This is a genomic window from Kitasatospora sp. NPDC056800 (genome assembly GCF_042789775.1).
Classification (GTDB): Bacteria; Actinomycetota; Actinomycetes; order Streptomycetales; family Streptomycetaceae; genus Kitasatospora.
The window spans coordinates 1-11,319 of the sequence record NZ_JBHUAL010000264.1; the positions used below are offsets into that span (position 1 = coordinate 1).

Below are 11,319 nucleotides of genomic sequence, written 5' to 3' on the forward strand. Positions count from 1 at the left end.
ACAACCCGTGGACCGGGGCCGGCTCGCGTGCGGGACGGGCTACCGCGTCTCGGTGACCTTGGCCAGGGCGCGCGGGGCGTCCGGGTCCTGGCCGCGGGCGATGGTGACCTCGTAGGCCAGCAGCTGCAGCGGCAGGATCTCCAGGATCGGCTGCACCTCCTCGGGCACACCGGCCGGCAGCGCGAAGCCGGCCGAGGCGGCGTCCACCTGCGCCTGCTGGCCGACCACCACCAGGTCCGCGCCGCGCCCGCGCAGCCGGTCCAGCACCGGCTGGAGGGCCTCGCCACCCTTGCCGTCCGGGACGATCGCGATCACCGGCGAGACGTTGTCCACCATCGCCAGCGGGCCGTGCAGCAGGTCGGCGCCGGAGAACGGGGTGGCCGGGATGTAGGTGGTCTCCATCAGCTTGAGCGCCGCCTCGCGGGCGGTCGGGTAGCCGTAGCCGCGCGAGGTGATCACCAGGCGCTGGGCGAAGCGGTAGCGCTCCGCCAGCGCCTTCACCTCGGCCCGGCGGGACAGCACCCCGGCGGCCAGGCCCGGCAGCTCCTTGGCGGCCGCGCCGTCGCCCCCGCGCAGGCCCTCGACCAGCAGGTAGAGCGCCAGCAGCTCGGCGGTGTACGTCTTGGTGGCCGGCAGCGCCTTCTCCGGGCCGGCCAGCACGTCGATGTGGAACTCGGAGACCTCGGCGAGCGGCGAGGCGGCGTTGTTGGTCACCGCGAGCGTGACGGCCCCGGCCTCGCGGGCGGCCTTGGTGGAGGCCACCAGGTCGGGCGAGCCGCCGGACTGGCTGACGGTGACGACCAGCACGTCGGTGAGGTCCGGCTTGGCGCCGTACGCGGTGGTGGTGGACATCGAGGTCAGGCCGGCCGGCTTGCCGAGCAGGATCTCGATCAGGTACTTGGCGTACAGCGCGGCGTTGTCGGACGTGCCCCGCGCGGTGAGCAGGACGAAGCGCGGGCGGCGGGCGGCGATCTGTGCGGCGACCTCGCGGATCTTCGGGGCACCCTCGTCGAGGATGCGCTGGAGGACGGCCGGCTGCTCGGCCATCTCCGCCGCCATGATCCGGCCGGGGACGGGAACGGTCTGCGGGTCGGACATCTGGGTCTGCCTCCGGTGAGACGGTTCGACCCCGCTCGGGCGGCTGCCCGGCGGGGACCTCCAGGCGGCGAGTCCGCACACTCGCTGCGGTCCTTCGTCCCACGATCCTACGGGCGCGCCCGCCGCCGGGCACCTCCGTCCGCACACCCGCGCGCCCCGCGCGCACGCCTACCCGCACGCCCCTCCGGACGCCCTTCCGACGGCGGGACGGGCGTCCGGAGACGGGCGCGACGGGAGGTCAGGACGCCTTGTTGATCAGCTGGTCGATCGCGGCGTCGGCCTCCTTGGTGGCCTGGTCCACCGACTTGCCCTTGAGGATCGAGGTCAGCATGTCCGGGATGATCTTCTGCTTCTCGACCGCGCCCCAGCCGGGGGCCAGCGGGGTGAACCAGGCGTCCGGGACGGCGTTGGCCGCGGCGGCGGTGCTCGGCTTGCTCTTCAGCGGGTTCAGCTGGGTCAGGTTGTTCGGCAGGATGTCCTTGTCGGCCAGCGCCTGCTCGGACTTGGTGCTGGTGAACATCCGGATCCAGTCGGTGGCCAGCGCCACCTGCTGGGACTTGGCGGTGACGGCGAGGTCGGAGCCGCCGATGAAGGTCGGCAGCGGCTTGCCGTCCGGGCCGGGCATGGTGGCCACCTTGACGGCGTCCTTGAGGCTCGGGTCGCCGGTGACCGGCGCGGTGACGCTGGCCGCCTCGTAGCCGTTGCCGTAGAAGGACGCGGCGTGCCCGCGGGCCATCGACTCGAACTGGTTCTGCTCGTTCACCGCCAGGTCGCCCTTGTTGTACTTGCGCACCAGGTCGACGAAGTGGCTGATGCCCTGCTGGGACTTGGGGTCGTGCAGGGTGCCGTGCCAGTTGCCGGAGCCGTCGAACTTGGCGATGCCGCCGCCGTACGCGGCCACGTAGCTCATCGCGGCGTACCAGTACGGGCCGGGCAGGTAGAGCGGGGAGAAGGTCTTGTCGGCCTTGTTCCGGTCCGCGACCTTGTCCAGCGCGGCCAGCAGCTCCGCCTCGGTCTTCGGGAAGTCGGCGCTGCCGGTGGCCTGCTGGAAGGCGGTGGAGTTGTAGATGGCGACCCGGGAGCCGGCGTAGTAGGGCACGCACCAGAGCTTGTCCTGGTACGTACAGGTGTTGGCGAGCGCCTTGATCCAGCTGTCGGAGTTGTCGAAGGTGCCGCGGTCCACCGGGGCCAGCGCGCCGGAGAGCACGTACTTCATGGTCTCGGTGTTGCCCAGCTCGACCACGTCGGGGGCGCTGCCGTCGGCGATGGCCTTGTCGAGCTTGGCCAGCTTGTCGGCCCAACCCTGGTAGGCGAGCTTGAGGGTGACGTTCGGGTACTTCGCCGCGAACTCGTCGTTGACCCGCTGGACCAGGTCCGGCCAGTTCTTCTGGGCGTCGTCCATCAGCCAGACGGTGACGGTGCCACCGGCGGCCTTCGGGTCCGCGGAACCGGCCGCGCCGGCGTCGCCCGAGGGCTTCGCCGTCGAGGAACAGGCCGTCAGGCCGACCGCCAGTGCCAGGGTCCCGAGCGTCGAGATGAGCTGACGCTTCTTCACGCCATCCTCCGAGGGGTGTAGAGCCGTTGTGCCCGCCGGCAGCGTGATTGGCGCCCGTGGCGGAGAGTCCGGACAGGGGGCGGCGAAGAGCTTGGGGGAGGGCCGATACCACATCCGGCGAGGTTGAATCTCGAACCGGATGACTGGACTCTGGCCTAGACCATAGGTGGTGTCAACGACCAAAAGCCTTCGTCGGGGCGGCCGTTGCAGAGCCGTTGTACCGCGTGGCCGCCAGTCGTCGTTCCGTCACCCTAAGTAGGTCTTAAGGTGGATTTAAGGCCTGCTTGAGGGAACACGGTCACTCGGCGGTCTCCCGGGTCGACGGCAGGGAAACAGAACGGGCCCGCCATGCGACATGCGCATGACGGGCCCGTTCACCGACGCCACCGGACAGCGCCGGTGACGTCGCGTCGATCGTGTCAGCCGACCGCTCCCGGCTGCCCGGTGAGGACCTCCACGGCCGCCAGTCCGCAGACCCGGGCGGCGCCGTGGGTGGCGATGTACAGCGCGCCGACCGGCTCCGACTGGGGCAGGCCCATCTCGACCACGGCGGCGTCCGGCCGGGCCGCCACCAGGCGGCGCAGCGCGGCGGACATCCACGCGTGCCGGTGCGCGTCCCGGACCACCAGCACCAGGCGGCGGCCCTCGGCGCCGGCCAGCAGCTCGCCGACCAGGGCGTCCAGCAGCTCCGGCGCGGCCTCGGCCGCCGACACCGCGCGGGTGCGGGTGCCGGGGAAGCGGTCGGCCAGCATGCCGGCCACGCCCCACGGGGTGACGTCGCCGACCGCGATGTTCGGCTCGTCCGAGAACGAGGCCACGTACGGGCGCTCGCTCACCGGCGGCACCACCTGGCCCGGCGCCCGGACCACCTTGAGCGCCCGGCGCGCGGCCCGCAGGCCGACCGCCAGGTCCGGCTCGACCCGCTCGCCCTGGGCCGCGATCCGGCCCCAGCTGCCCAGCGCCCGGACCCGCTCGGCGGCGTCCGCCAGCCGCTCCTCGGCGAGCAGGCCGGAGCGCACGCCCGCCACGATGGCGTCGCGCAGCATCAGCACGGTCTCCTCGTCGGCCAGCCCGCCGCCGACGCAGATCGCGTCCGCGCCGGCCGCCAGGGCCAGCACGGTGCCCTCGCCCATCCCGAAGGTGTCGGCGATGGCGCCCATCTCGATCGCGTCGCTGACGATCAGGCCCTGGTAGCCGAGGCCGCCGTCGGCCGGGGCCGCGCGCAGCAGGTCGCGCAGCACGGTCGGGCTCAGGGTGGCCGGCAGCTTCGGGTCCAGCGCCGGGATCATGATGTGGGCGGTCATCACGGCCTTGGTGCCGGCCGCGATCGCCGCCTGGAACGGGATCAGGTCGCGGGCCCGCAGCACGTCCAGGTCGACGTCGATGACCGGCAGGCCGTGGTGCGAGTCCACCGCGGTGTCGCCGTGGCCGGGGAAGTGCTTGGAGCAGGCGGCCACGCCGGCCGACTGCAGGCCCTCCACCCAGGCGGCGGTGTGCCGGGCGCACAGCTCGGGGTCGGCGCCGAAGGAGCGGACGCCGATGACCGGGTTGCGCGGGTTGGAGTTGACGTCCGCGGTGGGCGCCCAGTTGTAGTTGACGCCGGCCGCGGCCAGTGCCCGGCCCAGCTCGCGGGCGACGTCCCGGGTCAGCGCCGGGTCGTCGATCGCGCCGAGCGCGAGGTTGCCCGGCCAGGACGAGCCGGAGCCCGCCTCCAGCCGGGTGACGTCGCCGCTCTCCTCGTCGATGGCGATCAGGAGGTCGGGGTTCTCGGCGCGCAGCGCCCGGGTGAGCGCGGACAGCTGGTCGAGGTCGACCACGTTGCGGTCGAACAGCGCGACCGAGCCGAGGCCCGCGGCGAGGTGGCGGCGCAGCCACTCCGGCGGCTCGGTGCCGACGAAGCCGGGCTGGAGGACGGTCAGGGCGTCGCGGTGCAGCTGGTCGCTGTCCGGCACGGCGGGAACGAGGATGCTCACGTGGACTCAGCCCTTCACGGCGCCGTCGGTCAGACCGCCGACCGCCTTGCGCTGGAGGAAGACGAACAGGATCAGCACGGGGATGGCGAACATCGTGGACGCGGCCATGGTGGCGCCCCAGTCGTTGCCGAAGGCGGTCTTGAAGGACGACAGCCACAGCGGCAGCGTCTTGCCCTGGTCCTTGTTGAGGATCAGGACGAGCGGGAACTCGTTCCACGCCGTGATGAAACCGAACAGCGAGGTCGACATCAGGCCCGGGGCCAGCAGCGGGAAGATCACCTTCACGAAGGCCTGGGAGCGGGTGCAGCCGTCCACCATGGCCGACTCCTCCAGCTCCTTCGGCACCGCGGCGATGAAGCTGCGCAGCGTCCAGATGGTGAAGGGCAGGACCATCATCATGTAGAAGAGGGTCAGCGGCACCAGGCTGTTCAGCATGTCGTTGTCGCGGGAGATGATGTAGACCGCGATGGTCATGACCTCCCAGGGCGCCATCTGGGCCATCATGATGACCAGCACGAAGGCCTTGCGGCCCCGGAACCTCATCCGGGCGATGGCGAAGGACGCCAGGGTGGCGATCACCAGTGACCCGAGCACCGCGCCGACGGTGACGACGACGCTGTTGAGGACGTACGTCCAGAAGTTCGGCGCGTTGACCGCGGTGGTGAAGTGCTCGAAGGTCGCGTCGAGCGGGATGAACACCGGCGTCGGGCTGATGATGTCGCTGTTCTGCTTGAACGCGGTCGCGAACATCCAGTAGACGGGGAACACGAAGAAGACGGCGAGGACGGCCGCGATCACGTTCAGCCAGGTACGTCCGAAGAGAGAGCGCCTCACAGCTCGTCCTCCTGCTTGATCATGATGCGGAAGTAGTACGCCATCAGCACGCCCAGCATCAGGATGGTGAGCACCGCGATCGCGGAGCCGACGCCGTAGTGCTGGCCGGCCGAACCCTCCAGGAAGGCGTGCACCGGCAGGGTCCGGGTCAGCTTCTCCGGTCCACCGGCGTTGACCGCGTAGACCTGGGTGAACGCCTTGAACACCCAGATGACCTCGAGGAAGGTCGTGGCCAGGAAGAACGGCTTCAGGTTGGGGAAGATCACCGCGGTGAAGATCTTGCGCGCGCCGGCGCCGTCCATCCGGGCCGCCTCGTAGAGCTCCTTCGGGATGGTGGTCAGGCCGGCGTACATGTTGAACGCCACGAACGGGATCGACATCCAGACGATCAGCAGGATGATCACGAAGAACGTCGAGTACTGGTTGCTGAGCCAGTTGTAGCCGTGCATCGACTGCCAGCCGAGCTGCTCCAGGATCCAGTTGACGACGCCCCACTGGGAGTCGAACAGCCAGGTGTAGACGGTGGTCGCGGCGACCACCGGCATGGCCCAGGCCAGCAGCAGCGCGACCTGGAGCACCAGCCGCATCTTCTTGCCGAGCTGGTTCAGCAGCAGGCCGATCAGGGTGCCGCCGACCATGATCAGCACCACGTTGACCAGGGTGAAGACGATGGTCCGGCCGGTGACCGACCAGAACTCCGGGTCGGTCAGCTGCTCCTTGTAGTTGTCGAAGCCCGTCCACTCGGTCAGGTGCAGGACCAGCTGGCGCCTGTTGAGGTTCTGGAACGACAGCAGGACCGTCTTGAGCAGCGGCCAGCCCAGCAGGGCCAGGGTCGCCACGGTGGCCGGCAGCAGCAGCAGGTACGGCGCGAGGCGTGAGCCCAGGCTGGGGCCGCCCGCGGATCTGGCGCCCTTCGGCGCGGTGCCCTTCGAGCCGCCGCCCGAGGCGCTCGTCTCTTGACCGGCCACAGCGGCCTTCCCTGGGTCCGGGGACTGTGTCTGCACCCGCTCCGAATGCACAGCCATCGTTCTCACTTCCTCACAACCTGGCCACGACGGACAGGCGCCGCCCACCGGCCCCCCGCCGGGGGCCGGTGAACGACGCTGCTGGGACCCGCCTCCGGACTCCCGCCTGCGGGAGGTGCGAGGACGGGTCCCGGGTGCTTACTGCTTCTGGTTGAGCTTCTTGGCGATCTCGTCGTCGTACTTCTTGGCCGTGGAGGCGAAGTCGCCGCCCTGGAGGACAGCGGTCAGGAACTCCTTGACCGGGTTCGGGTTGTCCTCGACGCTGGACCAGTTCGGGGTGTTCGGGGTGATCGCGCCGACGGTGGCGCCCTGCTGGGCGGCCTTGGCGAAGTCGCCCTGGATGTTGGCGTTCAGCGCGGGCTTGTTCGTGGTGATGCCGGCGGCGGCGAACAGACCCTCGTTCTTGTCGTTGAGGGCGATCTTCAGGTAGTCCTTGGCCATGTCGGTGTTCTTGCTCTGCGAGGCGATCGCGAGGTTCGAACCACCGAGGAACACGCCGGTGGGCTTGTCGGCGGTCTTGCCGGGGAGCGCGAAGTAGCCGATCTTGTCCTTCGGCATGGCCTTCTCGTCCGGCAGCTCCCAGCCGAGGCCGATCATGGCGCCGACGTTGCCCTGGGCGAAGACGTCCTTCTGCTGCGGGGTGGCCTCGTCCTTGTCCTTCGGACCGGTGGCCGAGTAGCCCTGGAGCTTCTTGTAGGTCTCGAAGGCCTTCTGGCTCTCGGGCGAGCCCAGGCCGCCGACCCACTTGTCGCCGTCCTTCTTGGCGATCTTGCCACCCTCGCTGGTGAGCAGACCGAAGTAGACGTACCACTCCTGGCCGGGCATGTAGATCGGGTCGACGACGCCCTCGGTGGTCTTCAGCTTCTCCAGGTCGCTGTAGAACTCCTCCAGGGTCTTCGGCGTGTCGGTCAGGCCGGCCTTGGCCCACAGGTCCTTGTTGTAGGCGACCACGCGGTTGGTGACGTACCACGGGGCGGCGTACTGCTTGCCGTCCAGGACGGCGGACTCGTTCTGGTTGGCGGGCCAGGCGTCGCCGCCCAGGGCGGCCTTCTCCTTGGTGAGGTCGAGCAGACCGCCCGAGGAGGCGTAGCCGGCGGTCTGGGTGTTGCCGACCTCCAGGACGTCGACCGAGCCCTCCGACAGCGCGGCGGTGATCTTGGCGCCGATGCCGCCCCACTCCTGGGTCGCGTACTCGACCTTCGAGCCCGGGTAGGTGGTCTCGAACTCGGTCTTGACCGCGTCGGTCCAGCCCTTCGGGGCGGAGCCGGTCATGGTCCAGACCTTGAGCGTCTTGCCCTTGTACTTGTCCGCCGCGGAGGCGGAGGACGACCCCGAGTCGCCCTCGCTCTTCTTGCCGTCCGAGCCGCAAGCCGCCAGGCCGACGACCATTGCTGCGACGCCGACCGCCGCGATGAGCTGACGCTTCATTACGCCATCCTCCTGAGGGATGCCTGGGTTACCCCCGTCGGGCGGCAGCGGCAGACCCACACAAAGCGGGGGGAAAGGTGCCGCGGACCCCTTCGAACGGGTGGGGGGATTCATAGCTACCGGCCTAGTGGTGTAGACCAGCTGCCTGGAGCTTGGCCTAGACCAATGGGCCTGTCAACGGCTGTTCGACCGATCTCGACCACCCGTTATCAAGCCGACACCGCACATCGTTCATCGCGTGATGAGGTATTCGTTCCGTAGCCATACATGCAACGATGTGAGCCGTTAACGATGTGGCGGGGTCGCCGTAGGCCTCGCGAGAAGCGGGAGAACAGGTCCGATGAGCAGCGACGGGGGATCCACCGCCCAGGTCAACGACCCCGAGGTGAACAGCCTCCCGACGCAGGCCGGCACCGACCCGACCGCGCGCGTCCCCAAGTACTACGGCCTGAAGCGGCACCTGCTCCAGCTCACCGAGACCCAGCCTGCCGGCACCCCGGTGCCGCCCGAGCGGGCGCTCGCCGCCCAGTTCGACACCTCCCGCACCACCGTGCGCCAGGCCCTCCAGGAGCTGGTCGTCGAGGGCCGGCTGGAGCGCATCCAGGGCAAGGGCACCTTCGTCGCCAAGCCCAAGGTCGCCCAGGCCCTCCAGCTGACCTCCTACACCGAGGACATGCGGGCCCAGGGCCTGGAGCCCGCCTCCCGGCTGATCGAGATCGGCTACATCACCGCCGACGACCGGCTCGCCCCGCTGCTCGACATCAAGCCCGGCGGCCGGGTGCTGCGGATCGAGCGCCTGCGGCTCGCCAACGGCGACCCGATGGCCATCGAGGTCGCCCACCTCTCCGCCAAGCGCTTCCCGGCCCTGCGCCGCAACCTGGCCAAGCACACCTCCCTCTACGCGGCGCTGCGCGAGGTGTACGGGGTCACCGTGGCCGAGGCCGAGGAGACCATCGAGACCACCCTGGCCAACCCGCGCGAGGCCGGCCTGCTCGGCTCCGACCTCGGCCTGCCGATGCTCCAGCTCTCCCGGCACTCCTTCGACAACGACGGGGCCCCGGTCGAGTGGGTGCGCTCCATCTACCGCGGCGACCGCTACAAGTTCATCACCCGACTGAAGCGTCCGGAGTAGCCGCACTCCCCCACCGCATCCCGGGCACCGGCGCGCGCGACCCACGCGCCGGTGCCCTTCGCGTTCCGCGGCGGCTTCTCCCGCGGCCCCCGGCGGTGGTGGCTTTTGCGCCCCCCGACGGCGGACTCCGGCCGGTTGCGTCCGGCTGGTGGGAAGTTCGGTCAATCCCGGTGACATGGATCACCCCATGCTCTAGATTGCGCAGCCGTACTGACCTGACTGCCGATCACCGATGGTGCTGCTCGGCGGGCCCGTGCGGCGCTCGGCGCCGAGGGGCTGCGGCGCCGACGGGGAACCCCTCCGGAGCGGAGCCGAAGATGCCCTCTGATCCCCCCAGCGTCGAAGATGTCATGCCCGAGCCAGCCGGGAGGCCCGTCCCGGCCGTGACGCCCGAGCGGGTGCTGGCCGGCCTCGCCCTGCTCGTGCCGATCGTCGCGACGCTCTGGGTGTCCTCGTACGACAAGAGCGACCCGGCGGTGGCCGGGGTGCCGTTCTTCTACTGGTACCAGCTGCTCTGGGTGCCGGTGTCGGCCGTGTTCACGGTCGCCGCCTACCTGCTGATCACCCGGGACGAGAAGGCCCGCAAGGCGGCCCGGAAGGGCGGTGCGCGATGAAGGACGTCAACGTGCCGGCCCTCGTGGTCTTCGTGCTGTTCTTCGCCCTCGTCACCGTGATGGGCTTCCTCGCCTCGCGCTGGCGCCGCGCGGACAACGCCGCGCACCTGGACGAGTGGGGCCTGGGCGGCCGCAGCTTCGGGACCTGGGTGACCTGGTTCCTGCTCGGCGGCGACCTCTACACCGCGTACACCTTCGTCGCCGTCCCGGCCGCGGTGTACGCGACCGGCGCGGCGGGCTTCTTCGCGGTGCCGTACACGATCATCGCCTACCCGCTGGTCTTCCTCTTCCTGCCCCGGCTCTGGTCGGTCTCCCGGGTGCACGGCTACGTGACCCCGGCCGACTTCGTGCGCGGCCGGTACGGCTCGCGGCCGCTGTCGCTGGTGGTCGCGCTCACCGGCATCCTGGCCACCATGCCGTACATCGCCCTGCAGCTCGTCGGCATCCAGGCCGTGCTGGACGTGCTGGGGGTCGGCGGCGGGGAGAACGCCAACTGGTTCGTCAAGGACCTGCCGCTGTTCATCGCCTTCGGCGTGCTGGCCGCCTACACGTACTCCTCCGGCCTGCGGGCCCCGGCGCTGATCGCCTTCGTCAAGGACGCCCTGGTCTACATCGTGATCATCGTCGCGGTGATCTACATCCCGATCCGGCTCGGCGGCTACGGGCACATCTTCGACTCGGCCGCGCAGCACTTCAAGGAGGTCAAGGGCGGCTCGCTGACCATCCCCGAGAACAAGCAGTGGACGTACGCCACGCTCGCCCTCGGCTCGGCGATGGCGCTGTTCATGTACCCCCACTCGGTGACCGGCGTATTGGCCTCCAAGTCCCGCAAGACCGTGCGCCGCAACATGGCGATCATGCCCGCCTACTCGCTGATGCTGGGCCTGCTGGCGCTGCTCGGCTTCATGGCGCTCGCGGCGGGCGTCGGCAAGGGCGTCAAGGGCTACAACGCCCAGCTGTCGGTGCCCCAGCTGTTCGCGGACATGTTCCCGGACTGGTTCACCGGCGTGGCCTTCGCCGCGATCGGCATCGGCGCGCTGGTGCCGGCCGCCATCATGTCCATCGCGGCGGCCAACCTGTTCACCCGCAACGTCTACAAGGAGTGGCTCAAGCCCGCCGCCACCCCCGCCGACGAGACCCGGATCGCCAAGCTGGTCTCGCTGCTGGTGAAGGTCGGCGCGCTGGTCTTCGTGCTCGGCATGGACAAGCAGGCCGCGATCAACCTCCAGCTGCTGGGCGGCCTGTGGATCCTGCAGACCTTCGTGGCGATCGTCGGCGGCCTGTTCACCCGCTGGTTCCACCACTGGGCGCTGTTCGCCGGCTGGGCGGCCGGCATGGTGTACGGCACCTGGAAGGCGTACGGGATCGCCAGCCCGGCCACCAAGCACTTCGGCGGCAACGCGGCCGAGATCCCCGGCATCGGCGAGATCGGCTACATCGGCGTCACCGCCTTCGCCCTCAACCTGGTCGTCGCGGTGGCGCTCACCCTGGTGCTGCGGGCGGTCAAGGCGCCGGACGGCCCGGACGAGACCAGGCCGTCCGACTACAGCGCCGAAGCCGGCGACGACGAGCTGAAGAACGCGCCGGAGCCTGTAGCGGCGCACTGATTCGCGCGGTACGCGCCCTGTGATCGCGCCGCCTTCTCCGTGAACACTGGAGA

General features: G+C 70.1%; 9 protein-coding genes. 3 read left to right on the top strand and 6 right to left on the bottom strand.

Annotation, left to right across the window (positions count from 1 at the left end; translation table 11 throughout):
* Nucleotides 1-39: 39 nt before the first annotated feature.
* From ACFRQN_RS36955 to ACFRQN_RS36980, 6 genes are all read right to left on the bottom strand, one after another.
* Nucleotides 40-1,098 carry an SIS domain-containing protein gene (locus tag ACFRQN_RS36955; RefSeq protein WP_049649426.1) on the bottom strand — a complete coding sequence of 353 codons (1,059 nt, stop codon included), beginning with the start codon at nucleotides 1,096-1,098 and terminating at the stop codon, nucleotides 40-42.
* A 238-nt stretch (nucleotides 1,099-1,336) separates the two neighbouring features.
* Nucleotides 1,337-2,653: an extracellular solute-binding protein gene (locus ACFRQN_RS36960; RefSeq protein ID WP_259316730.1), complete on the bottom strand. Its 1,317-nt coding sequence runs from the start codon at nucleotides 2,651-2,653 to the stop codon at nucleotides 1,337-1,339.
* Nucleotides 2,654-3,072: 419 nt separating this feature from the next.
* The gene (locus ACFRQN_RS36965; protein ID WP_380744924.1) at nucleotides 3,073-4,626 is read right to left on the bottom strand and encodes a glycoside hydrolase family 3 protein; all 1,554 of its coding nucleotides are present in this window, start codon (nucleotides 4,624-4,626) and stop codon (nucleotides 3,073-3,075) included.
* 6 nt (nucleotides 4,627-4,632) lie between these two features.
* A complete protein-coding gene (locus ACFRQN_RS36970; protein WP_049649423.1) occupies nucleotides 4,633-5,460 on the bottom strand; it encodes a carbohydrate ABC transporter permease in 828 nt (275 codons plus the stop codon).
* Nucleotides 5,457-6,485 carry a carbohydrate ABC transporter permease gene (locus ACFRQN_RS36975; RefSeq protein WP_049649422.1) on the bottom strand — a complete coding sequence of 343 codons (1,029 nt, stop codon included), beginning with the start codon at nucleotides 6,483-6,485 and terminating at the stop codon, nucleotides 5,457-5,459. Before ACFRQN_RS36975 ends, ACFRQN_RS36970 begins: the two co-directional genes overlap by 4 nt.
* A gap of 138 nt (nucleotides 6,486-6,623) precedes the next feature.
* On the bottom strand, nucleotides 6,624-7,913 hold the full coding sequence (locus tag ACFRQN_RS36980) for an extracellular solute-binding protein (protein WP_074001414.1): 1,290 nt from the start codon (nucleotides 7,911-7,913) through the stop codon (nucleotides 6,624-6,626).
* A 340-nt stretch (nucleotides 7,914-8,253) separates the two neighbouring features.
* On the opposite strand from ACFRQN_RS36980, the gene ACFRQN_RS36985 reads away from it, so the two are divergent.
* The 3 genes from ACFRQN_RS36985 (at nucleotide 8,254) to mctP (ending at nucleotide 11,266) form a co-directional block, all read left to right on the top strand.
* Nucleotides 8,254-9,045 (top strand): GntR family transcriptional regulator, encoded by a 792-nt coding sequence (locus ACFRQN_RS36985; RefSeq protein WP_049649420.1) that lies wholly within the window; start codon nucleotides 8,254-8,256, stop codon nucleotides 9,043-9,045.
* Between the two features lie 350 nt (nucleotides 9,046-9,395).
* Nucleotides 9,396-9,659: a DUF3311 domain-containing protein gene (locus ACFRQN_RS36990; RefSeq protein ID WP_049649419.1), complete on the top strand. Its 264-nt coding sequence runs from the start codon at nucleotides 9,396-9,398 to the stop codon at nucleotides 9,657-9,659.
* The gene (mctP, locus tag ACFRQN_RS36995) at nucleotides 9,656-11,266 is read left to right on the top strand and encodes a monocarboxylate uptake permease MctP (RefSeq protein ID WP_049649418.1); all 1,611 of its coding nucleotides are present in this window, start codon (nucleotides 9,656-9,658) and stop codon (nucleotides 11,264-11,266) included. Before ACFRQN_RS36990 ends, mctP begins: the two co-directional genes overlap by 4 nt.
* Nucleotides 11,267-11,319: the final 53 nt, after the last annotated feature.

Coding starts and splice junctions, on each gene's coding strand:
- ACFRQN_RS36975 (WP_049649422.1), bottom strand. CDS start 6,485: ATGGCTGTGCATTCGGAGCGGGTGCAGACACAGTCCCCGGACCCAGGG.
- ACFRQN_RS36985 (WP_049649420.1), top strand. CDS start 8,254: ATGAGCAGCGACGGGGGATCCACCGCCCAGGTCAACGACCCCGAGGTG.
- ACFRQN_RS36980 (WP_074001414.1), bottom strand. CDS start 7,913: ATGAAGCGTCAGCTCATCGCGGCGGTCGGCGTCGCAGCAATGGTCGTC.
- mctP (WP_049649418.1), top strand. CDS start 9,656: ATGAAGGACGTCAACGTGCCGGCCCTCGTGGTCTTCGTGCTGTTCTTC.
- ACFRQN_RS36990 (WP_049649419.1), top strand. CDS start 9,396: ATGCCCGAGCCAGCCGGGAGGCCCGTCCCGGCCGTGACGCCCGAGCGG.
- ACFRQN_RS36955 (WP_049649426.1), bottom strand. CDS start 1,098: ATGTCCGACCCGCAGACCGTTCCCGTCCCCGGCCGGATCATGGCGGCG.